Here is a 21,071-nt window from a genome sequence, read left to right on the forward strand (position 1 = left end):
GCCGGCCCGACCCGAACCGAGTCGACGGATGCGCGCCCGCGCCGGCAGAAGCGTCAGGCTCGCGAGATGGTCACCATCTCGTCGCGGGGCACGACCTTCACGCGCACGCGTGGGTGCGCATCCGTCTCGCCGAGCGAGAGCTCGTGCTGGTCGAGCTTGTGCCAGCCCTCGAGGTCGGTGTACTCGACGCCGCGCGACTCGAGCAGGGCGGGCACGGCCTCCTCGGCGGGCTCGGCGGGAGTCCACCAGTTGGCCTGCTCGCGCACCAGGTGCCCGACGGTCTCCATGGCGTCGGACTTGGTGTGGCCGATGAGGCCGACCGGGCCGCGCTTGATCCAGCCGGTGGCGTAGACGCCCGGGATGATCGCGTTGTCGTCGCCCAGCACCTGCCCCTCGTGGTTCGGGATGACACCGTGGCGCTCGTCGAACGGGATGCCGTCGAGCGGCGAACCGAAGTAGCCCACGGCCCGGTAGATGGCCTGGATGGGGAGCTCGCGCACCTCACCGGTGCCGCGCACGCCGCCCGCACCGTCGGGCTCGGTGCGCTCGTAGCGGATGGCCGCGACGCGACCGCTCTCGTCGCCCACGACCTCGAGCGGCTTGGCGTAGAAGTGCAGGTGCAGGCGGCGCGAGGCCTCGCCCACGGGCCGCTCGCGCCACTGGTTCAGCACCTTGTTGATGACGAAGACCTGCTTGTTCGACTCGATCGCCGCCTTCGAGGCCTCGTCGAGCTCGAAGTCCTCGTCGTGGACGATCATGTCGACGTCGTTCATCTCGCCGAGCTCGCGCAGCTCGAGCGGGGTGAACTTCACCTGCGCAGGTCCCCGGCGGCCGAAGACGTGCACGTCGGTGACCGGGGAGGCCTTCAGCCCCTCGTACACGTTCGTGGGGATCTCGGTGACCAGCAGGTCGTCGGCGTGCTTGGCGAGGATGCGCGAGATGTCGAGCGCCACGTTGCCGTTGCCGATGACCGCCACCGACTGGGCCTCGAGCGGCCAGGTGCGCGGCACGTCGGGGTGGCCGTCGAACCAGCTCACGAAGTCGGCGGCGCCGTAGGAGCCCTCGAGGTCGATGCCGGGGATGGCGAGGGAGGCGTCGCGGATGGCGCCGGTGGCGAAGATGACGGCATTGTAGTGCTGCTTCAGGTCGTCGAGGGTGATGTCGACGCCGTAGCGCACGTTGCCGAAGAAGCGGATGACGCCCGAGTCGAGCACCTCGCGGAGGGCGGTGATGATGCCCTTGATGCGCGGGTGGTCGGGCGCGACGCCGTAGCGCACGAGGCCGTAGGGGGCGGGGAGCTGCTCGAACAGGTCGATCGAGACGTCGAACTGACGCTCGGCCTTCACGAGCAGGTCAGCGGCGTAGATTCCGGCGGGGCCGGCACCCACGATGGCCAAACGGAGCTTGGTCACAGAGTGTTCCTTCGGTCGGGGATCGGCGGCAGACGGCCGCCAGGGGTCAGCTGGTGCGTTCGACGACGGTGTCGGCGAAGCGGATGAGGGTCTTCTTCACGGTGCCCTCGGGCAGCGGGGCGAGCGCTTCGACCGCCTCGCGCGCGTAGCGGCGCGCCTCGTCGACGGTGCGCTGCGTCACGGGGTGCTCGCGGAGCGCGCGGATGGTCTCGTCGGAGCCCTCCGCACCGGCGGCCTCGAGGGCGTCGGGCGTGAGGCGCTCGAGCAGCGCGGTCGCCTCGGCGGCCTCCGCGGCCGACGTGCCGCCCCCGGCTGCGGCGCGCCGGAGGTACAGCACGGGCAGCGTGGCGACTCCCGCGCGGATGTCGGTGCCGGGCGTCTTGCCGGTGTCTTCGTCGGTCGGCGCGATGTCGATGACGTCGTCGACGAGCTGGAAGGCGATGCCGACCTTCTCGCCGAAGTCGCGCACGGGCTGCTCGTAGGCCGACGACCCGTTCGAGAAGATGACGCCGAGCTGGCCCGAGGCCGAGATGAGCGAACCGGTCTTGTCCGCGAGCACCCTGATGTAGTGGTCGACGGGGTCGTCGCCCTCGGCGGGGCCGATGGTCTCGAGCAGCTGGCCGAGGCAGAGGCGCTCGAAGGTGTCGGCCTGCAGACGGATGGCCCGCTCCCCGAGCTGGGCGAGCAGGGCGCTGGCCCTCGCGAACAGCAGGTCGCCGGCGAGGATGGCGACCGAGTTGCCCCACTTGTATTGGGCGCTCGGCACCCCGCGGCGCTGGTCGGCATCGTCCATCACGTCGTCGTGGTAGAGCGAGGCGAGGTGGGTGAGCTCGATGGAGGCGGCAGCGGTGACGACCTCGGGCGTGACGCCGTCGCCAAGCTGGGCCGTGAGGAAGGCGAGGGTGGGGCGCACCCGTTTGCCGCCGGCCTCGAGCAGGTACTTCGAGACGGCGTCGATGATGCCGCCGGCGAAACGGGTCTCCGCTTTGAGGCGCTCCTCGAGCTCGTCGATGCTGTCTTCGATGAGGCGGGCGGTGCGGCGGTCGTCGCCGGTGGAGAACAGCCGGTCGGCAAGGGTGAGAGGAGTCGACCGGCCGGGGGCACGGCGAAGGCGGGAGGGCACGGACATCAGCCTACTTTTCCCCGGCGCTGAGCGGTGCCGCAGCATCCGTCGGCTTCACGCCTCGGTGCAGGGCGACGATGCCCGCGCTCAGGTCGCGGTAGCCGACGCGGGTGAACCCGGCGTCGCGCAGCCAGCCGGCCAGCTGCTTCTGGTCGGGCCAGGCCGCGATCGACTCGAAGAGGTAGTCGTAGGCGGGCACGTTCGAGGAGACCGCCTTGGCCAGGGTGGGCATGATGCGGCGCAGGTACCAGTAGTAGGCGGGGCGCAGCGGCTTCACCGGCTTCGAGAACTCGCAGATGACGATGCGGCCGCCCGGCTTCGTGACCCGGTACAGCTCGGCGAGGGCGACTTTGGGGTCGACGATGTTGCGAAGGCCGAACGAGATGGTGACGGCGTCGAAGCTCTCGTCGTCGAACGGCAGGTTCATGCCGTCGGCGACGACGAACTCGATGTTGGGCACGGCGGCCTGACGCCGGCGGCCGACGTCGATCATGCCGGGCGAGAAGTCGGCGGCCACCACATGGGCGCCGCTCTTCGCCAGCGAGGCGCTCGAGGTGCCGGTGCCGGCCGCGAGGTCAAGCACCTTCTCGCCGGGTCGGGGGTTCACGGCCCGGGTGGTCGCCACGCGCCAGAGCACCGCGTTGCCCACCGAGAGCACGTCGTTGGTGCGGTCGTAGTGCGCGGCCACCTGGTCGAACATGGCAGAGACCTGCTCGGGTCGTTTGGTGAGGTCTGCCTTAGTCACTCCCCCAGTTTATGGTCGTTTGCTGCACGGCCGCTCGGTACGGGCTGCACCCCGCCCGGTCGCGCTCCGGCGGCCGTAAGCTGATTCGGTGAGCGATACAGCGCATCCTGGTGCCCGGCTTCGCGTCGAGACGACGAAGGTCGACGACCTGAAGCTCCTCCTCCCTCTTCTCGACCCGCGGCATCCGCTGGTCTGGATGCGCAAGGGCCAGGGCATCGCCGGAGTCGGCGAGGCGCTTCGGCTCGAGTTCAGCGGGCCCGACCGCATGGTCGACGCGTGCGGGGCGTGGAGAGAGGTGGTGCAGCAGGCGACGGTGATCGACCCGCTGCAGCTGCCCGGCACCGGCCTCGTCGCCTTCGGCAGCTTCGCGTTCGCCGACCGCTCCGCGGCCACGAGCGTTCTCATCGTGCCGCGCCTTCTGCTGGGCAAGCGCGACGGCAACTACTGGGTGACCAAGGTCACGGTCGACGACGAACCCGCCGGCGACGTCGCCATGCCCGTCGCCCGCCCGCTCGGCCAGGAGTACCGCATCTCGCTGCTACCCGGGGCGATGACCCCGGAGGCGTTCCGTGAGGCGGTGGATGCTGCGGTCGCCCGCATCGCCGACCACCAGCTCAGCAAGGTGGTGCTGGCGCGCGACCTCACCGGCCACCTGCCCGCCGGCGGCGACCTGCGCCGGCCGCTCACCGACCTCGCGCTCGGCTACCCCGACTGCTGGACCTACGCCGTCGACGGCTTCGTCGGCTCGAGCCCCGAGACCCTGGTGAGCGTCTCGCACGGCACCGTGAAGGCGCGCGTGCTCGCCGGAACCACCTCGCGGGGAGCGGATGCGGAGGCAGACCACGACCGGGCCGTCGCCCTGGCCACAAGTGCGAAAGACCTCGACGAGCACGGCTTCGCAGTGACCAGCGTGGTCGCGGCCCTCGCTCCCCACAGCCGCAACCTCGTCACCAGCGAGCTGCCGTTCACGCTGAAGCTGCCGAACCTGTGGCACCTCGCCAGCGACGTGGTGGGCACGCTCTCCGACGGGTCGACCTCGCTCGACCTCATCGCGGCACTGCACCCCACCGCCGCCGTCGCGGGCACGCCCACCCCCGACGCCCTCGCCCTCATCGACGAGCTCGAGCCCTTCGACCGCGGCCGCTACGCCGGCCCCGTGGGCTGGGTGGGTGCCGACGGCGACGGCGAGTGGGCGGTGGCGCTGCGCTCGGCGCAGGTCGACGAGAACGGCGACATCACCGCCTACGCGGGCTGCGGCATCGTCGCCGATTCGGTCGCGGAGCGGGAGTACCTCGAGACGAAGATGAAGTTCCGCCCCATCGTCGAGGCCTTCGGCTGAGCGTGAGGAAGCGCGGCGGCACCAGCTCGGGATCGGAGCCGGAGCGCACGGCGATCGCGTGGCAACGTGGGGCGCTGTCGACGGCGATGATCGCGCTGCTGCTCGCGTTCGCGTGCCTCCGCGGCGGCTTCCTCATCGGCACGGCCATCGCCGGCCTCGTCGCCGTCGGCGCCGGCGCCACCCTCTTCGCCGTCCGCCGCCGCGCCGCCCGCCACGACAAGACCCCCGCCTGGACCCCCCTCACCCGCGTCGCCCTGATCCTCCTCGCCACCGCCATCCTCGCCGGCACCCTCGCCCTCCTCTTCCTCCTCTGAGGGGTGGGGCGCAGCGCAGCTGCCTACGCCGGGTCCACTGATCGCCCAGGCCCGCCACTGGCGTAGCGCCTCCCGACCCGCATCCGTCACGATCTATCGGCCTCAGTTCGGCATCTCACTACCGCGACGCCGATGGTGGGTCGACACGCGGGATTGTTCGACTACCGCCCCCCACCCCTAACTCTGATGCCCGCGACCTGTGCCGAACTCCTGCTTCGCCAACCACTGTCGTCGCCCGAGGCGCAACGGAACCGGCACACCCGGCCCTCGGTGGATCGGCTCGACCGCCTTCGATAGCACGGCGGCCAGCCGGGCATTGCTGCCGGTGTCTTGGCTATGGAACCGTGCGGCCACGAACTCGTCGCGGAGCGGCGAACCGATGGTGAAAGCGTCCGTGTCGATCCGGTAGCCGGCGATCTCCGCGAGCTGTGAAAAGAACACGAACTGCGCGCGGGTGTTTCCCTCACGGAAGCTGTGGATGACGTTCAACTCTCCCCACGCTTCAGCGAGCTCGTGGACGAACTCGTCTTTGTCGAGGCCGCGGAGGAAGTCTTTGCTCGCGAGCTTGTCGTACTCGGTGTGAGCCGCTTCGGTCAGGGCGGGGCCGGCCGGGTAGTACGAGTGGCCGTCCTTCGACATGAAACCCACGGGACCCACGCGCTCCTCCCCCGCCCACTCATAGACGTCTTGGAAGATGTGCCGGTGGATGGCCTTCATGTGGTCGTAGTCGAACGTCTCCGGCAGAGGTGCGGCAGCCAGCTCGACGAGTCGCACGTGCGCCTGGGCCTCTTCGTAGCGGCGCAACTGATCGACATCGGTGATGCCCTCGACATTCCTCAGGACGGAAGTACCTGGGATGAAATAGTCATCCCAGGTGCGAAAGCCCTTCGCCACGGTTAGCGGGTGCCGAGAAGCTGCGCCTTGACAAGCGCCGCGGCCTCATCCCCCGTGACCTCACCAGCGGCCACGCGCCGACTGATTGCCCGCAGTACAGGATCGGTGACCTCGTGGCCGGCCGCTCCAAGAGCAGCGTCAGCGAAGCCCATCCGGCGCTCAACGTCGACCTGATCGACGCTGGGTGCGGTGCGTGCATGCGCGATGCTCATGACGGCTCCAATCTGACTCCCACCATTTTACTCGATCTGTCTCACACCTCGACGATGAAGTTTCTGAAGATGCGATTCCGGGAACGGCATTCGGACAGACTGTGGACGGCAGGAATCAAGGGTGACGTCGGAGATACGTCGGCGCATCCGGCAGCGCCCTAATCTGCTCGTATGGTGAATCGCCCCAACGATCAGGTGCTGCGAGCGCATCATCTTGCTAGCGAGCTCTCCACTGCAACTGAACTTCTCGCGGTCGGTCTGAACCAGTGCGCGAGCCCAAAGTGGCAGGTTCGCCAGCCCGGCGCGGCCTTCACACCATTGTCACAAGGGGTAGAGCGCGCCTTGAAGGTCACGCTCTGGCTCAACGAAGAGAACCACGGTCGCCAGATAGACCCGAAGTTTGGATCGGGAGCATCTGGACACGCGCTCGGCGAGTTAAATGCGAAGGTACTCGACGTATACACGGCTGGGTCCCAGACCGCAAATGCTTACATGCGAGGTCTCGTCGACGAGGTTGTAGCCGATCCGTTTTGGAGAGATATTCTCCTCGCGCTGGATCGATGGGCAGCAACGCCTGGCCGGTATCGCGACCTGGATGCACTGCGAGGTCGGGCCGCCCACGACGATCCGCCGTGGGCCTCGTGGGGTGAGGCCGAGCACCGTGCAATCACCGAAGTTGGAGGGTGGGCACATCTGACAGACGAAGTCCTCGCGACGAGCCGCCGACGGATGCTCCTCAGCATCATGCGCTGGTGGCACACTCTTTATCGTGGGTGGCAGCATGGACTCGTGGGAGCCCAAGGGGTGCAATTCTCGAGTGGCCTCGATCCGAAGAATCTGCACCTGGATCCCTCGATTGCCGCTCTGGTGGCTGGCCGCTAGCGTCGCGGGATGACGTGCGGCAAGTCCTGCGGAATTTCGTGTGTCCAGATAGTCACGAATGTGTTTCATCGCACGGATCGCTCGCTGAGCATCCGGCTGCAATGTGTGCCAGGACTGACCTCTGGGGTGGTTCTCGGCTGGGCGGCCTAGCGTTGGGGCATGAGCGCGAAGACGTCCGGAGAAGGTAAGGCTGCGCATGACGACGTTCCTACTGCTGCGAAGAACTTGGGCAAGGCGGTGGGGCGGTCGCTCGGGCGTACGGCTTCGCGGGCCGCGCGCGGAACTCGGGAGCAGATCAGGAAGAACCCCACGACCGATCGCCTGTACCGCGCGGGGGTGGGCGTGGTCGGGGGCGGGACCGTCGCGCTCGGCATCGCGATGATTCCGCTGCCGGGACCGGGGGCGCTGGTCGCTCTCGGTGGGCTGGGCATCCTGTCGACGGAGTTCGAGGGGGCCAAGGCCGCCCGGGTGAAGGCTACGGCGGCCGCGAAGAAGGCGGCCGGGGTAGCGAAGGATGCTCGCGACCGACGCCGGGCGCGCAAGGGCGACGACCCGACGGTGATCGTCGTGCATCCCTCCGAACCGGCCTGAACCGCGCATCCGGAGCCCGGGCACCGGGTCAGCCGATGCGCGCCACCTCGACCGACACGTCGACGACGGTCGCCTCGCCCAGCCGGGCGGCGGCGAGCTCTGACACGACGGAGTAGACCTCGCGGCAGGTGTCGGCGGCGAGCCGGCCTCCGCCCACGGCGATGCGCACCGACACCGAGACGGTGTCGCCCGTGCGGCGCAGCATGACGGGCAGGGGCGCATCCGTCTTGCGCAGCACGGCAGCCGCGCCGGCGAGCACCGCGCCGACCGTGCTGCGCCCGTCGTAGGTCTGCAGCACGCCGGGAACGGCGAGCACCGCCGCGTCGATCTCGCGGGCCAGCTCGGCGTCGCCGAGCGGTGCGGCCACGTCGCCCGCCACGATCTCGACCGGCACGATCTCCTCGCTCATCGTCACTCTCCCTTCCCTGTCACCGGCGTCTCACCCGGCAGCCCGGGCTCGCGCCGGAGATGCACGTCGGTGATGGTGACGTCGACCGCCACGACGCTCAGCTCGGTGTGCTGCAGCAGCGCTCCGGCGATCGCCGCGCGCAGCCGTTCGGCGCTCTCGGGGATGGGCTCGCCCCAGAACACGCTGGCCTCGACCTTCACGGTGATCGGGCTCCCCGGCACCGTCACGTCTCCGTCGAGCACGCAGCGCCCCACGAGCACGCCGTCGATCTGGTCGCCGACCGAGCGCACGAGGCCGCGCACGGCGCCCTCGGTGAGGCTGAGGGATGCGCGGGGAGACGGATGCGACAGCGGGATCGACCGACCGGCCCGCACCTCACGGGTGAGGTTGCCGAGGATGCCCTCGACCCACCCCTCGGGCGCTCCCCCGCCGTCGGCGTCGACGTCGACCAGGAGCCCGGCGGCTTCGCGCACCCGTTGGAGCGCTGCGAGCGCGAGCTGGTTCTCGGGCGACTGCTGCACGAGCTCGGCCGGGGGCGTCTCGCCGCGATCGAGGTAGCCGCTCAGCAGCTCGAGCACCTCGTCGCGGGCCGTGTCGTCACGGAGCGTGACGTCATCGCGGGCCGTGTCGTCGTCGTGGCGGGTGCCGTCGAAGGCGTCGCCAGGAACGGGTGCATCGCCGTCGTGTGCGTTCATCGCCACCCCTCCATCTCGATCATCAGATGCTTCCTCGCCCTCGACAGCAGCCCTCGCACCGTCGACGGCGGCACCCCGAGCTCGTCGGCGATCTCCTCGTAGCTGAAGCCGCCCGCCTCCTTCATCACCCAGCACTGCCGCTGCGCCTCCGGCATGGCCTCGAGCACGGTGATGAGCTTGTCGCGGCGGGAGTGGGCCTCCGCCTGGCGGTCGGGCGCCAGCGACTCCGGCGCGGCATCGTCCCAGTCGGCGATCGGCTTGTCGTCGTGACGGGCTCGGATGCGGTCGATCGCCTTGTGATTGGTGATGCGCATGAGCCAGGCGCGCACCGCCGACAGATCGGCGAGCTGCGGCAGCTTCTCCCACGCCGTGATGAAGCTCTCCTGCACCACGTCGTCGGCCTCGGAGTTCGACCCGAGCAGCCTGGTCGCGTATGCCCGCATGAGCGGCCCATGCCGCCGCACGATCACCTCGAACGCCCGCAGGTCACCGTCGGCCGCCCGCCCGGCGAGGATGCGATCGGGGGCTTCGGCGAGCCCCAACGGTCCAGCGAGGTCGGTCATCGAGCAACCTCCTCCTGTCGACGCGCACGGTGCTTCACGAGCGACTCTTCCACGAAGTGCGCGCCCGGAGAACAGGCGCGACGCGTCACAGGCTCAGAACTTGACCCTCGGCGTCCCTGGCCACCGGCTCGTTGTCGTGGACGGACGTCAGGATGATCGCATCTCCGACGCGTGCGACCTCTAAGCGCGACGGGGAGGAGCCGAGCCGCATCTCCACGGTCATGGATGATCCCGCGCTGAGCTTGTACTCGGTACCCCAGGGTTCCAGAATGAGACTTCCACCAGTGTCCGTGAGTTCAGTCACGTGGATGATGGCTCGTTGGTTTTCCGTCACAATTCTCCTCCTCACGGCGCTCGCCACAGTGGGCGGCGCACTCACGATATTGTCATCGAGCCGCGCGCCCCATCGGTGCTCGGCCGGCGTCGGGCGGGATGGGTGCAGCCCGTAAGCTCGTTGTGGAGGACACATGAAGAACACGAGCACGCGGCTGCTGCTCAGTTGTGCGGCGATCGGGGTGGCCGGCGGGCTGCTGTTCATCGTCAATTCCTACATCGGCGGCACCGTGAACGCCGTCATCCCCGTGCTCTACGGGCTCACTCTCGGCGTGTACTTCGTGCCGGGCGCGCTCGCGCAGGCGCTGTATCGGCGGGGCGGTGTGGCGCTGCTCGTGGGAGTGCTGTCGGGGCTGGTGTCGGCGGCGTTCCAACCCCTCGGCTTCCTCGCCGCGCTCATCGCGCTCGGCATCGGAGCCGTGCAGGAGCTGCCGTTCCTCCTCACCCGCTACCGCTTCTGGCCGGTCTGGCTCTTCGTGGCCGGCTCCGCGCTGTCGGGCGTCATCCTCGCCGTCGGCATGTACCGCCTGGTCGGCGCGCACGACCTCGACGGTGTCGGCACGGTCATCCTGCTCGTCGGCTCATTCGTCTCGCCCGTCGTCTTCACGCTGCTGGCGCTGGCGCTCGCCAGAGCGCTGACAGCGGCAGGAGTAGCGCGCGGTGTCGCACGACCCGCCCGACCCGCGAAGCCCCGGGGTTAGCGACCCGAGCCGAGGGTGTCGGCGTTGAGCAGCAGCGGTGCGTCGTTGACGGGCACGTCGACGTGCATGTGGGTGCAGGAGTCGTCGAACTCCGTCCAGTTGGTGAGGTTCACCTTGACACCGGCGGATGCGCGGCAGCTCGCCTGACCGACGCGGGCGCCGACCGGCATCACCGGGTCGAGCAGGCTGATGAGCTTCAGCGTTCCCGCGTCGTAGCCGTTGAGGCTCTTGTTGTCGAGCAGGTAGAAGTCGACGGCGTGGCCGCCCCCGTCGATGTAGTGCGACGAGCTGGTGCCCGCGCCCTCGATCTGCCCGGTGCACTTGCGGTTGATGTCGCTCACGCCGACCTGGTCGAAGTTGCGCACCGCGATGGCGATGATCTCGAGCACCCGGTAGTCGACACCGCAGTCGGGAACCGTGACGCCCTGGGCGATCCAGCGGATCTCCTTCATGTGGTCGGGCACCGACCCCACGAGCTTGCCGGAATCCATGGCGTCGACGAGCTCCTGTGCGAGCGACCGGCCCACGAGCAGCTGAGCGGTCGAGTATCCGGCTGCCTGCAGCTCCCCCACGTCGGAGACGGCGTAGCCGTCGCGGTCGACGACCTCGGTGGAGGCGGTGTTCGAGGTGATGAGCTGCTGGGTGGCCGCGTTCGCGTTGGCGTTGAGGCTGAGGTTCACCACGTTGGCGTCGACGGGGCTCGCCGAGACGGTGGTGGGGATGGCCGTGACCGCGGTGATGCCGAGCACGAAGGCCATCGCGACACCGGTGAGCGCACCCTTGGCCCAGTTACGACGCGAACCGGATGCGCGGGGCGGCTTCGACGAGCGCGCGGGGCGGCTGGGGGCTGCGGAGCGGGCGCCGCGGCGGTCGCGGGGAGCGGGGCTCGCGGCGCGCAGCGCGCGGCGGGTAGCAACCTCACGACCGGCCCCGACCGACGGCGACCCGTCGGAGGACTCGGCCGACGGCGATGCGACCAGCAGAGCCGCGATGTCGAAATCGGCGACGGACGAGGGCGAGGTCTGCCGCTCGGGAACCTTCGGGGTCGAGTGCTCCGGTTCGACGAGCTCGGCCTTCGCGACCGGCGCCTCGGGGACCTGCGCCGGCGCGATCTGTGCCTTCGAGATCTGAGGCGTTGCGATGTGCAACGGCGCCGGATGCACGGGGTCGGTAGCTTCCTCGACCGCGACCGGCTCGAGCGGGAGTTCGACACCCGGCTCGAGCGGCGCCGAGCCCACGGCGGCGATCTCGAGCTCGTCGATCTCCTGCTGCCGAAGTTCGCGCAGCCGACGGCGGGTGAGGGGGGCGTCGGCCTCGACGGCCGTCACGGCAGCCTCGGCGGCGGCCCGCTGTTCGCGCAGTTCACGACGGGACAGAGGGGCGGGGGCACCAGCACGGGGGTTCGCTTCGAGCGGCGCGTCGGCGCCGGAATACGAGTCAGGGCTGGTCAAACGTTCAGTGCTTCCGGGTCTCTGTCGGGGTCTGGTCACGTCGCGTTACCGTTTCGTGACCAATCAACCTCCCTACGATAACCCGAACCACCTGGAAAAACCCAGTACGGGACAAGAAGTCCCATCCGTTCGCATCGATCCGGCGGTGGGGCCTCGCGCATCCAGATCATGGGGTTGGCAAGCCTTGCCTAAGCTGGGAGCGTGAACCCCCGACCTCCCGCCGTGCGCGTCATCGACGTGAACGTGCGGCACGAGGGCAGCGAGACCCCGACGCCCGCCGGCCTCAGTTTCGACGTGCACCCCGGTGAGGTCGTGCTCATCCTGGGCCCCTCCGGCAGCGGCAAGTCGACCCTCGCGCTCACCTTGAACGGGCTCATCCCCCATTCCTTCCCAGCCGAGCTCGAGGGCACGGTCGAGGTGGCCGGAGTGGCCACCCGCGACACCGACGTCGCCCGGTTGAGCGAGCAGGTGTCGATGGTCTTCCAAGACCCCGACTCCCAGATCGTCACCGGCACGGTGCTCGACGAGGTGTGCTTCGGGCCCGAGAACCTGCTGCTCCCGGTCGGCGAGGTGCTGCAACGCGCGGAGACGGCGCTGCGGCAGGTCGGCCTCTGGGAGCGGCGCGGCGAGAACCCCGACCGGCTCTCCGGCGGGGGCCGCCAGCGGCTCGCCCTGGCTTGCGCTCTCGCGCTCCGCGCACCCGTGATCGTGCTCGACGAGCCGACCGCGAACCTCGACCCGCGCGGCATCGACGAGGTCTACGCCGTGCTCGGCGGGCTGGTGCGCGGCGGCGATCACGCCCTGGTGCTCGTCGAGCACAACCTCGATGCGGCGATCGAGCTCGTCGACCGCGTGGTCGTGCTCGACCGGGCGGGGCGGCTCGCCTTCGACGGCCCGGCCGCCGAGGTTCTGCGCGGCAACGTCGACGAGCTGCTCGCCCTGGGTGTCTGGCTGCCGACCGCCCTCCTCGCGGGTCTCCGGCTGCGCGCGGCCGGTGAGCCGATCGGCGAGCTGCCGCTCACCCCGGCCCAGTTGACGGCGTGCCTCGACACCCTGCCCCGCGCATCCGTCGTCGGACGATCGGCCGACCCCTCCGGCGAGGGCACCAGCCAGGCCACCCTCGACTCCGCCGCATCGCGCCCCGACCGCACTCCCGCCATCCGCGTGTCGGGCCTCACCGTCTCGCGGGGGCGCACCGACATCGTGCACGGCGTCGACCTCGAGATCGACCGGGGCGAGTTCGTGGCGTTCGTCGGGGTGAACGGTGCGGGCAAGACCACGCTGCTCCAGGCGATCGCCGGTGTCACGCCGCCGCCGCGGGGCCGCATCGAGGTGCTCTCGCTCGACCCCTCACGAGCGGATGCGCGTGAGCTCGCCCGCACGATCGGCTTCGTCTTCCAGAACCCCGAGCACCAGTTCATCACGACCTCCGTGGCCGACGAGCTCGCCCACGCGCTCGAGCTGCAGCGGCTCGGCCGCGCCGAGATCGACGAGCGCGTCGACCGGATGCTCGACCGCTTCGGCCTCGCACAGCTGCGCGACGAGCATCCGTTCCTCCTCTCCGGCGGGCAGAAGCGCCGGCTCTCGGTGGGCACGGCGCTGATCGCGGGAGCGCCCGTGCTGGCACTCGACGAACCGACCTTCGGGCAGGACAGGGCGCGGGCCACCGAGCTCCTCACGGTGCTCGACGACCTGAACCGCGCGGGCACCACCGTGCTCGTCGTCACCCACGATCTGCAGCTGGTCGCCGACCACGCCGACCGTGTCGTGGTGATGGCGGAGGGGCGCATCGTGGCGCAGGGTGCGACGGGCGAGGTGTTCACCTCCGGGGCCTTGGAGGCGGCCGGGCTGCAGGCTCCGCCGCTCGTGAGAGCCCTGCGGGCGACGACGGATGCGCGCTGGCACCGCTTCTCCCGGCTCGCCGATCTCGGGGCGGGGGTGCGATCGTGAGTGCGGCCGCCGACCCCTACTCCGCCGCCGTCGACCACGGGGCCCTGCGCTTCCTGCACCGGCTCAACCCGCTCGCGAAGATCGCCGCCGCACTCCCCGGCATGGTGGTGCTGATCGTCACGCGCGACCTCGCCGTGGCCCTCGCGCTGATCGGGCTGGCGCTCGTGCTGATCGTCGTGGGCGCGCGCCTGTCGGGGCGCATCCTGGTGCTGCTGTTCCTGGTGCTGCCCGCCGTCGCCGCGGTGCTGACGGTGAGCTTCGGGCTGTGGGCCGATCGGGAACGAGCCGAGGGGTCGATGGTGCTCGTCTCGGTGGGCGGGTTCGACCTCACCCTGGGCGCCTTGGCCGTGGGCGCCACGACGGCCTCGCGGCTCGTCGGCATCGTGCTGCTGTCGCTGATCGCGGGGCTGACGACGACCGGGCCCGACCTCGTGCGTGCTCTCGTGCAGCAGCTGCGCGTGCCCTACCGGGTGGGCTACACCGCTCTCGCGGCGTACCGCTTCGTGCCGAGGTTCGGTCACGAGCTCGAGCTCATCCGGCAGGCCCACCGGGTGCGCGGCATGGCGCGCGGACGCGGGCCGCTCGCGGCGGCGAGGCGCTGGATCGGCTACGTGGTGCCGCTCTTGGCGGGAGGAATCCGGCACGCCGAGCGGGTGGCGCTCGCCATGGACTCGCGGGCCTTCGGCGCCCACCCCACCCGCACCGAGCGCTACCCGGTGCCGTTCCGGGCACAGGACGTGGTGTTCGTGGTGCTGTTCTGGGCGGCGACCGCGGCGGTCGTGGCGGTCGTGGTGGCGTCGGGCCTCGGTTCCGGGGCTTAGACGCGGTTCCGGGGCCTAGACGCGTCCGCGCGACGGCAGCGAGACCACGAGCACCGCCACGACGACGAGCACGGCGGCGATCGGGGTGGTCCAGTCGACGCCGTGGCCGGAGCCGGGGGCGATGAGGTCGATGGCGATCGAGCCGAGCAGCTGGCCCGAGATCGAGCACAGGCTGAGCAGCAGCACGCCGGTGGTGCGCACAGCGGTGGAGAGCCCGAAGATGAACGCGACGCCGAGCGGGCCGCCGAGGTACAGCCACCACTCGGTCGGCAGCGAGGCGGGCAACCCACCCGAAAGGCCCGCGTGCACCAGAGCGATGAGCACGAGCACGGCGGTGCCGGCGCAGAAGTTGAACAGGGTGGAGCTCACGGCCGAGCCCGCCGCGGCGGCGACCCGCCCGTTCACGGCCTGCTGCACCGCCTGCACGCTTCCCGCAATGAACGGGAGCAGGAGCATCCACACCGGGATCTGCGGGTCGATGTGCGCCACCACCGACCACACGACGACGGCGAAGGCGATGCCGGCGCCGAGCACCCGGCGAGGCGTCAGGTAGCGACGGCCACCGGGCCCGATGCCGACGCGGTCGACGACGAGGCCCGAGATGGTCTGGCCGCCGATGAAGGCGATGGTGAACAGCGAGACGCCGACGAGCGCCGAGGCGAGCCCCTGCGACAGCACGAAGACCGCCCCGCCGATGCCGCCGAGCAGCATCCACGCCGGAAGTCTGCGCTCGCGCACGTCGCGCAGCGCGGAGCGCGCGCCGTGCCGCGCGCTGGGCGTGAACGCCACGATGACCACCACGATCACGAGGCCGATGCCGAAGCTGATCGCCGCCGCCGTGTACCCGTCGCCGAGGCGCTTGCCGAACTCGCCGTTCACGCGCGACTGCGTCGCCATGAGCACGCCGCAGACGACGGCGACGGCGATCGCCAGCCACAGCGGCAGGCGGCTCGCGCGCGGCGCGCCGGCGACGGGTGCTGTCACTCCGGTCAGTTCTCCTGCGTCGTGTCGGCGGCGAGCTCGCTCACCAGCGGGTCGCCGGGCACCACGGTGACCATCTCGGCCTCGATCTCGGCGCGGCCGAGCAGTTCCTGCATCCGTCGACCGCGGCTGCGGCCGATGAGGGTGACGACCGTGCCCTTCTTGCCGGCACGACCGGTGCGGCCCGCGCGGTGCAGGTACGTCTTGTACTCGTCGGGCGCGTCGGCCTGGATGACCAGGTCGATGTCGTCGACGTGGATGCCGCGTGCCGCGACGTCGGTGGCCACCAGCACGTTCACCCGGCCGCTCGTGAGCAGCTGCAGGTTGCGGGTGCGTCGCGACTGGTTGAGGTCGCCGTGCAGGCTCGTGGCCGGGAACCCGGCGTCTTCGAGCTGCTCGGCGAGCGTCTCGGCGTAGGCACGGGTGCGGGCGAAGATGAGCGTCTTGCCCTCGCGGTCGGCGAGCTGCTCGATGACGGCGCCCTTGTCGCGGTGGTCGACGATGAGCACGCGGTGGTCGATGGTCGACGAGGCCTGGTCTTCGCCGGCGACCTCGTGCACGGAGGGGTCGACGAGGAACTCGTTCACGAGCGCCGCGACACCCTTGTCGAGGGTCGCCGAGAACAGCAGCTTCTGACCGCCGTCTTTCGTGCGACGCAGGATGCGCTGCACCGGCTCGAGGAAGCCCAGGTCGCACATGTGGTCGGCCTCGTCGAGCACGGTGACCGTGACCTCGGAGAGGTCGAGCCGACGCTGCGCGATGAGGTCCTCGATGCGACCGGGAGTGCCGATGACGATGTCGACACCGCGCTGCAGAGCGCCCACCTGGCGGTGCTGAGGCACGCCGCCGTAGATCTGGGTGGTGAACAGGCCGACCGAGCGGGCGATGGGCTGCACGGTGCGGTCGATCTGCAGGGCGAGCTCGCGGGTGGGGGCGAGGATGAGCGCGCGGGGCTTGCGGCCCGGCTTGCGGTTGGCGCCGCCGCCGTTCTCCATCAGGCGCTCGACCAGGGGGGCGCCGAAGGCGATGGTCTTGCCGCTGCCGGTGCGGCCACGGCCGAGCACGTCTTTCGCGGCGAGCACGTCGGGAATGGTGGCGGCCTGGATGGGGAAGGGCCGCTCGGCGCCGAGCTCGGCGAGCGCGCGGGTGATGTTGCCACCGAGACCGAGGTCGGCGAAGGTCACGCCCTCGACGTCGGAGGCCGTCGTGGCCTGCGCCTCGAGGCGCTCAAGCACCACGTCGTCGTCGTGGAACGCGGGGGCGGGCCTGGCGTCGCGCGAGGGGTAGAAGGAGGAGTCGCGGGTGCCGCGCGCGTCGCGGTCGCGCTCGAAGCCGCGGCTGGCGGTGCCGCGGGAGTCGCGGGAGGTCCGGTCGTCGCGAGCGGGGCGGTCGTCGCGGGCAGGTCGGTCGTCGCGGCGCTCGAAGCCACCGGTGCGGGGGCCGGAGCGGTTGAACCCGTTCTCACGGCTGGGCTTCTCGTAACGGGGACGGTCGTCGCGCGAGAACCGGTCATCGCGCGCCGGACGGTCGTCACGCGAGAAGCGGTCGCGCTCACCACGCGCCGGACGGTCGTCACGAGCCGGACGGTCATCACGCGAGAACCGGTCGTTGCGCGCGGGACGGTCATCACGCGAGAACCGGCCATCGCGCGCCGGGCGCTCGTCGCGGGAGAACCGGTCGTTGCGAGCCGGACGGTCATCGCGCGAGAACCGGTCGCGCTCTCCACGCACCGGACGGTCGTCACGGGAGAACCGGTCACGCTCGCCGCGCACCGGACGGTCGTCACGGGAGAACCGGTCGCGCTCTCCGCGCACCGGACGGTCGTCACGGGAGAACCGGTCACGCTCGCCGCGCACCGGACGGTCGTCACGAGCCGGACGGTCATCGCGCGAGAAACGGTCGCGGTCACCCCGCGCGGGGCGGTCGTCGCGCGAGAAGCGGTCGCGCTCGCCGCGCGAGCTCGACGCCGCACCACGGGCGGCGCGCTCGTCGGCGTTCCAGCGGGCCTTGCGGGGCTCCTCCTCGACGGGGCGGTAGCCGCGGTGGCCGGGGCTCCGGCTGCCGGCCTTGACGCCGCTCTTGGCGGGGCGGGGGTCGTAGTTCTTGGCGGGCTTGAAGCCGCCCGACTTGTGCGATTTGGGCATGATTCTTTCCGGGTTATCTCGTGATGCGCACACCCCAGCGCAGGCTGGTAGTGCTTTCGTGAACCCGGCATCTGTGCTCCGGGGCCGTGTCGTACGCGACATTCACCAGTGACCAGCGCAACAGCGCACTGACTGGGAAACCGGCCCACCAGACTGACAAACCCTCCGCGATGCAACTCGCGGCGTCCAGAGCCGACTGACCTACGTTACACGACCGAGCATCCGAAGTCGACGGATGCGCCGCATCCGTCTCTCACGACGCCCTGAGCCGTCGACCTCAGATGTCGTCGCGCAGCAGCGACCTGCTGAGCAGCGGGGGCGCGGCGATCACCGAGCCCAGCGAGCTCGCCCCGTCGGGGCTCGCCCGCCAGGCCCGGTAGTCGTCGTCGGCCTCGAGCGACTCCCAGGTCTCGACGACCACGATGTGGGCGGGATCGTCGACGTCGACCGCCACCTCCACCCCGAGGCATCCGGGCCGTGCGCGGGTGTCGTTCAACGTGTCGCGCAGAACGTCGTCGGCCGAGCCGACGAGCTCGGGCTTGAGCCGGAGTTCGAGCACTGAGATGACCGTCATGCACCCAGCCTAGGCACTCGCCCGAGCTGCCGACAGGGCTCAGCCCGCGATGCGGATGAGCTTCTTGTTCACGAACTCCTCGAGCGCGAAGCGGCCCATCTCACGGCCCGAACCGGAGCGCTTCACGCCACCGAACGGGAGTTCCGCGGCGTCGCCGAGCACGAGGTTGATCCACACCATGCCGGCGTCGATCGCGTCGGCGACCCGCAGCGCCTGCTCCTGGTCGGTGGTGTAGACGTAGGAGCCCAGACCGAACGGGGTGTCGTTCGCGAGCTTCACCGCCTCCTCCTCGGAGCGCACCCGGTAGAGCGCGGCGACCGGGCCGAAGAACTCCTCGCGGTAGGCGTCCATCTCGGGGGTGACGTCGGCGAGCACCGTGGGGCCGAAGTAGTTGCCCGAGCGCGAGCCCGCCGCCAGCACGGTGGCGCCCTGCTCGACGGCGCGGTCGACCTGCTCCCCCAGCCGTTCCGCGGCTGCCGACGACGACAGCGGGCCGAGCTCGGTGCCGTCGGCCATCGGGGGCGCCGGCTGCACGGCCGTGAAGACCTCGGTGAACTTCTTCGCGAACTCCTCGTACAGTCCGTCGATCACGACGAAGCGCTTGGCGGCGTTGCACGACTGGCCGTTGTTGTCGAGGCGGGCGTTCACCGCATCCTGAACCGTTGCATCGAGGTCGTCGGTGGAGAGCAGGATGAACGGGTCTGAGCCGCCCATCTCGAGCACGACCTTCTTGAGGTGCTTTCCGGCGAGCTCGGCGACGGCGGCACCCGCCCGCTCGGAGCCCGTCACCGACACACCCTGCACGCGCGGGTCGGCGATGACCTCGGCGATCTGCTCGTTGCTGGCGAAGATGTTCACGTAGACGCCCGCGGGTGCGCCGAGCTCGCTCGCGGCCTGCTCGAAGATCTCCTGCATGGCGACAGCCGACTCGGGGCACTGCGGGGCGTGCTTCAGCAGGATGGTGTTGCCGGCGACGATGTTCGGCCCCGCGAAACGCGCCACCTGGTAGTAGGGGAAGTTCCACGGCATGATGCCGAGCAGCACGCCGATGCCCGCCCGGCGCACGAAGGCCGAGCCGGTGCCGTCGGAGAGCTCGATGGGCTCGTCGGCGAGGAAGGTCTCGCCGTTGTCGACGTAGTACTGGTAGATGGCGGCGGCGAAGTCGACCTCGCCGAGCGCCTGCTCGAGCGGCTTGCCCATCTCGCGCACGGCGATCTCGGCGAGCGCCTCGCGACGCTCGGTGTGCAGCTCGGCGACTCGGGCGATGAGCTTGGCGCGGTCGGCCACCGGCACCCGGCGCGACCAGCCCTCGAAGGCCTCCGAGGCGGAGGCGACTGCGGCCTGCAGCTCTCCGTCGGTGATGGTGGGGTACTCGCTCAGGGTCTCGCCGGTGGCGGGGTCGACGACGGCGTAGAGGCTGCTCATGCGGTTGCTCCTTCGATGACGGTGGATGCGGCGGTGTCGGTGGCGGTGTCGGTACGGTCGGAGGCGGTGCTGGCGGAGCCGGAAGCGGCTGCGCTGTTGCTGTCGGCCGCGTCGCCGCCCTTCAGCGACTCCACGACCTCGGCGGCGAGCCGGCGGCCCACCCTGATGGCGCCGTCGACGTGCTGGTAGCCCTCGGGCGCGAGGTCGCTCGACCCGAAGCGGAGCGGCCCCACCGGTTCGAGCTGCAGTGCCCCGTACCGGGTGAGTCCACCCAGATCGAAGCTAGCCGCGTAGGCGCCCTGGGTCCACTCCTCGGCGGCCCAGTCGCTCTCGTAGTAGACGACGGGCTCGAGCGCCTGCGGGCCGTAGTACGCGGCGAGCGACTCGAGGATGCGGCGCTTGCGCTCCTCTGCCGGCAGCCGGAACACGTCGTCGGCCTTCTTGTCGGAGACGAAGCCCACGAGGGTGCCGCGGCTCTCGCCGTGGTTGCTGTTGTCGTAGGCCTCGTGCACCAGCTGGTAGGGGCTGAAGGCGGTCGCCGAGAGACCCGCCTCGCGCCAGAACGGCGTCTCGTAGCTAGCATGCACCTTGATGACGAGGCCGAGCGACTGGTGCTGCTGCGACTGCTGGCGCAGCCGGGGCAGGTTGGGGGCGTACTCGATGCGGTTGTAGAGGTTCGGCGGCACCGCCACGATGACCCGCTTGGCGGTGACGACGAGGGCGTCGGTCGACACCTCGACCGGCTCGCCCTCGACGGCGTCGGCGGGGAGCGCTGCAGCAGACCAGCGGATGCGGCGCACCGGCTGCGAGAGGCGCACGTTCTCGAGGCCCAGTGTCTCGGCGAGCTTCAGCGGAACCTGCTGCAGGCCGCCCACCACGCGCTTGTCGAGGATGAAGTCGGCGTCGACGAGGTGGCTGAAGCTGCCCGCACTGGCCGCCATGAGCAGCGCCTGCAGGAGCGAGAAGGAGTGCGCGGGCTTCGTGAGCATCGCGTCGGCGATGAACAGCGCGATGTTCTCGCGCGCCTCGGCGTCGTCGCTCTGCGACTCGAGCCAGGAGCGGAAGGAGACGGTGTCGAACTCGGTGGCCCGCGGGTGCTCCCAGGGCGCGGCCGGGTCGGTCTGCGCGACCAGCTCGTCGAGCACGGCGATGAGTCGCTCGATCTCGGCCTCGGTGTGCTCGCTGGCCGGGAAGATGTCGCCGGTGAAGCGCTTGGCCACACCGTCGGTGCCGATGTAGACGCTCTCGCCCTCGCGGTACCGGGAGTAGGTCTCGAGGCCGAGCTCGTCGAGCGTCTCGAGCAGCGCGGTCTGGTCGGGCGAGACCCACTGGCCGCCGATCTCGAACATCTGCCCGTCGATGTGGTTCGTCCACAGCCTGCCGCCGATGCGGTCACGCGCCTCGAGCACGATCACCGAGAGACCTGCTCGTTGCAGGGCCACCGCGGCGGTGAGCCCGGTCGCTCCCGCTCCGACGATGACGACGTCTTTCTGCAGCTGTTCCATCACGACT

The 21,071-nt window shown here is 70.4% G+C and carries 22 protein-coding genes; 7 read left to right on the plus strand and 15 right to left on the minus strand.

The window, feature by feature from the left end; translation table 11 throughout:
- Positions 1-53: 53 nt before the first annotated feature.
- From HL652_RS14985 to ubiE, 3 genes are read right to left on the minus strand one after another with little or no spacing between them, the layout of a single operon-like run.
- A complete protein-coding gene (locus HL652_RS14985) occupies positions 54-1,412 on the minus strand; it encodes an FAD-dependent oxidoreductase (RefSeq protein WP_171706053.1) in 1,359 nt (452 codons plus the stop codon).
- A gap of 46 nt (positions 1,413-1,458) precedes the next feature.
- Positions 1,459-2,541 (minus strand): polyprenyl synthetase family protein, encoded by a 1,083-nt coding sequence (locus HL652_RS14990; protein ID WP_171706054.1) that lies wholly within the window; start codon positions 2,539-2,541, stop codon positions 1,459-1,461.
- Between the two features lie 4 nt (positions 2,542-2,545).
- Positions 2,546-3,280, minus strand: coding sequence for a bifunctional demethylmenaquinone methyltransferase/2-methoxy-6-polyprenyl-1,4-benzoquinol methylase UbiE (gene ubiE, locus HL652_RS14995; RefSeq protein WP_253743325.1), 735 nt, complete (start codon positions 3,278-3,280; stop codon positions 2,546-2,548).
- 88 nt (positions 3,281-3,368) lie between these two features.
- Here ubiE and HL652_RS15000 point away from each other — a divergent pair, with 88 nt between their 5' ends.
- Positions 3,369-4,619 carry an isochorismate synthase gene (locus tag HL652_RS15000; protein ID WP_253743326.1) on the plus strand — a complete coding sequence of 417 codons (1,251 nt, stop codon included), beginning with the start codon at positions 3,369-3,371 and terminating at the stop codon, positions 4,617-4,619.
- Positions 4,620-4,621: 2 nt separating this feature from the next.
- Positions 4,622-4,933: a hypothetical protein gene (locus HL652_RS15005; protein WP_171706055.1), complete on the plus strand. Its 312-nt coding sequence runs from the start codon at positions 4,622-4,624 to the stop codon at positions 4,931-4,933.
- A gap of 177 nt (positions 4,934-5,110) precedes the next feature.
- Here the strand turns inward: HL652_RS15005 and HL652_RS15010 are convergent, their stop codons facing one another.
- Together HL652_RS15010 and HL652_RS15015 are read right to left on the minus strand one after the other, a co-directional pair.
- On the minus strand, positions 5,111-5,827 hold the full coding sequence (locus tag HL652_RS15010; protein ID WP_171706056.1) for a Fic/DOC family protein: 717 nt from the start codon (positions 5,825-5,827) through the stop codon (positions 5,111-5,113).
- A 2-nt stretch (positions 5,828-5,829) separates the two neighbouring features.
- Positions 5,830-6,039, minus strand: coding sequence for an antitoxin VbhA family protein (locus tag HL652_RS15015; protein WP_253743327.1), 210 nt, complete (start codon positions 6,037-6,039; stop codon positions 5,830-5,832).
- A gap of 171 nt (positions 6,040-6,210) precedes the next feature.
- Here HL652_RS15015 and HL652_RS15020 point away from each other — a divergent pair, with 171 nt between their 5' ends.
- On the plus strand, positions 6,211-6,921 hold the full coding sequence (locus HL652_RS15020) for a hypothetical protein (RefSeq protein WP_171706057.1): 711 nt from the start codon (positions 6,211-6,213) through the stop codon (positions 6,919-6,921).
- A gap of 159 nt (positions 6,922-7,080) precedes the next feature.
- Positions 7,081-7,512: a PGPGW domain-containing protein gene (locus HL652_RS15025; protein ID WP_171706058.1), complete on the plus strand. Its 432-nt coding sequence runs from the start codon at positions 7,081-7,083 to the stop codon at positions 7,510-7,512.
- Positions 7,513-7,540: 28 nt separating this feature from the next.
- Here HL652_RS15025 and HL652_RS15030 read toward each other — a convergent pair whose 3' ends face one another.
- From HL652_RS15030 to HL652_RS15045, 4 genes are all read right to left on the minus strand, one after another.
- Entirely contained in the window at positions 7,541-7,921 is a 381-nt protein-coding gene (locus HL652_RS15030) for a hypothetical protein (protein WP_171706059.1), read from the minus strand.
- A gap of 2 nt (positions 7,922-7,923) precedes the next feature.
- A complete protein-coding gene (locus HL652_RS15035; RefSeq protein ID WP_253743329.1) occupies positions 7,924-8,616 on the minus strand; it encodes an Asp23/Gls24 family envelope stress response protein in 693 nt (230 codons plus the stop codon).
- On the minus strand, positions 8,613-9,179 hold the full coding sequence (locus HL652_RS15040) for an RNA polymerase sigma factor (RefSeq protein ID WP_171706060.1): 567 nt from the start codon (positions 9,177-9,179) through the stop codon (positions 8,613-8,615). The genes HL652_RS15035 and HL652_RS15040 overlap by 4 nt, the downstream gene beginning before the upstream one ends.
- Before the next feature lie 85 nt (positions 9,180-9,264).
- A complete protein-coding gene (locus tag HL652_RS15045; protein WP_171706061.1) occupies positions 9,265-9,663 on the minus strand; it encodes a hypothetical protein in 399 nt (132 codons plus the stop codon).
- Between HL652_RS15045 and HL652_RS15050 the strand changes: the two genes are divergently transcribed.
- Positions 9,647-10,213 carry an ECF transporter S component gene (locus tag HL652_RS15050; RefSeq protein WP_171706062.1) on the plus strand — a complete coding sequence of 189 codons (567 nt, stop codon included), beginning with the start codon at positions 9,647-9,649 and terminating at the stop codon, positions 10,211-10,213. The two genes, HL652_RS15045 and HL652_RS15050, sit on opposite strands and share 17 nt — an antisense overlap.
- On the opposite strand, the gene HL652_RS15055 is transcribed toward HL652_RS15050, so the two are convergent.
- Positions 10,210-11,664 carry a hypothetical protein gene (locus HL652_RS15055; protein ID WP_171706063.1) on the minus strand — a complete coding sequence of 485 codons (1,455 nt, stop codon included), beginning with the start codon at positions 11,662-11,664 and terminating at the stop codon, positions 10,210-10,212. The genes HL652_RS15050 and HL652_RS15055 overlap by 4 nt on opposite strands.
- Before the next feature lie 201 nt (positions 11,665-11,865).
- Here HL652_RS15055 and HL652_RS15060 point away from each other — a divergent pair, with 201 nt between their 5' ends.
- A complete protein-coding gene (locus HL652_RS15060; RefSeq protein ID WP_171706064.1) occupies positions 11,866-13,614 on the plus strand; it encodes an ABC transporter ATP-binding protein in 1,749 nt (582 codons plus the stop codon).
- Positions 13,608-14,435: an energy-coupling factor transporter transmembrane component T family protein gene (locus HL652_RS15065; RefSeq protein WP_171707382.1), complete on the plus strand. Its 828-nt coding sequence runs from the start codon at positions 13,608-13,610 to the stop codon at positions 14,433-14,435. Before HL652_RS15060 ends, HL652_RS15065 begins: the two co-directional genes overlap by 7 nt.
- 15 nt (positions 14,436-14,450) lie before the next feature.
- Here HL652_RS15065 and HL652_RS15070 read toward each other — a convergent pair whose 3' ends face one another.
- From HL652_RS15070 to HL652_RS15090, 5 genes are all read right to left on the minus strand, one after another.
- The gene (locus HL652_RS15070; protein WP_253743331.1) at positions 14,451-15,419 is read right to left on the minus strand and encodes a DMT family transporter; all 969 of its coding nucleotides are present in this window, start codon (positions 15,417-15,419) and stop codon (positions 14,451-14,453) included.
- Between the two features lie 5 nt (positions 15,420-15,424).
- The gene (locus tag HL652_RS15075) at positions 15,425-17,560 is read right to left on the minus strand and encodes a DEAD/DEAH box helicase (RefSeq protein ID WP_171706065.1); all 2,136 of its coding nucleotides are present in this window, start codon (positions 17,558-17,560) and stop codon (positions 15,425-15,427) included.
- A 277-nt stretch (positions 17,561-17,837) separates the two neighbouring features.
- Positions 17,838-18,134 carry a putative quinol monooxygenase gene (locus HL652_RS15080; protein ID WP_171706066.1) on the minus strand — a complete coding sequence of 99 codons (297 nt, stop codon included), beginning with the start codon at positions 18,132-18,134 and terminating at the stop codon, positions 17,838-17,840.
- Positions 18,135-18,173: 39 nt separating this feature from the next.
- Complete coding sequence (locus HL652_RS15085; RefSeq protein WP_171706067.1) at positions 18,174-19,559, minus strand: NAD-dependent succinate-semialdehyde dehydrogenase; 1,386 nt, start codon at positions 19,557-19,559, stop codon at positions 18,174-18,176.
- Positions 19,556-21,064 carry a flavin monoamine oxidase family protein gene (locus HL652_RS15090; protein ID WP_171706068.1) on the minus strand — a complete coding sequence of 503 codons (1,509 nt, stop codon included), beginning with the start codon at positions 21,062-21,064 and terminating at the stop codon, positions 19,556-19,558. Before HL652_RS15090 ends, HL652_RS15085 begins: the two co-directional genes overlap by 4 nt.
- Positions 21,065-21,071 lie beyond the last annotated feature (7 nt).

It is taken from the genome of Herbiconiux sp. SALV-R1 (assembly GCF_013113715.1).
Taxonomy (GTDB): domain Bacteria; phylum Actinomycetota; class Actinomycetes; order Actinomycetales; family Microbacteriaceae; genus Herbiconiux.

Bases quoted from the DNA above. Each gene is read 5' to 3' on its own strand.
- HL652_RS14990 (WP_171706054.1), bottom strand. From the start codon at position 2,541: ATGTCCGTGCCCTCCCGCCTTCGCCGTGCCCCCGGCCGGTCGACTCCT.
- HL652_RS15015 (WP_253743327.1), bottom strand. From the start codon at position 6,039: ATGAGCATCGCGCATGCACGCACCGCACCCAGCGTCGATCAGGTCGAC.
- HL652_RS15020 (WP_171706057.1), top strand. From the start codon at position 6,211: ATGGTGAATCGCCCCAACGATCAGGTGCTGCGAGCGCATCATCTTGCT.
- HL652_RS15025 (WP_171706058.1), top strand. From the start codon at position 7,081: ATGAGCGCGAAGACGTCCGGAGAAGGTAAGGCTGCGCATGACGACGTT.
- HL652_RS15030 (WP_171706059.1), bottom strand. From the start codon at position 7,921: ATGAGCGAGGAGATCGTGCCGGTCGAGATCGTGGCGGGCGACGTGGCC.
- HL652_RS15035 (WP_253743329.1), bottom strand. From the start codon at position 8,616: ATGAACGCACACGACGGCGATGCACCCGTTCCTGGCGACGCCTTCGAC.
- HL652_RS15040 (WP_171706060.1), bottom strand. From the start codon at position 9,179: ATGACCGACCTCGCTGGACCGTTGGGGCTCGCCGAAGCCCCCGATCGC.
- HL652_RS15050 (WP_171706062.1), top strand. From the start codon at position 9,647: ATGAAGAACACGAGCACGCGGCTGCTGCTCAGTTGTGCGGCGATCGGG.
- HL652_RS15075 (WP_171706065.1), bottom strand. From the start codon at position 17,560: ATGCCCAAATCGCACAAGTCGGGCGGCTTCAAGCCCGCCAAGAACTAC.
- HL652_RS15080 (WP_171706066.1), bottom strand. From the start codon at position 18,134: ATGACGGTCATCTCAGTGCTCGAACTCCGGCTCAAGCCCGAGCTCGTC.
- HL652_RS15085 (WP_171706067.1), bottom strand. From the start codon at position 19,559: ATGAGCAGCCTCTACGCCGTCGTCGACCCCGCCACCGGCGAGACCCTG.
- HL652_RS15090 (WP_171706068.1), bottom strand. From the start codon at position 21,064: ATGGAACAGCTGCAGAAAGACGTCGTCATCGTCGGAGCGGGAGCGACC.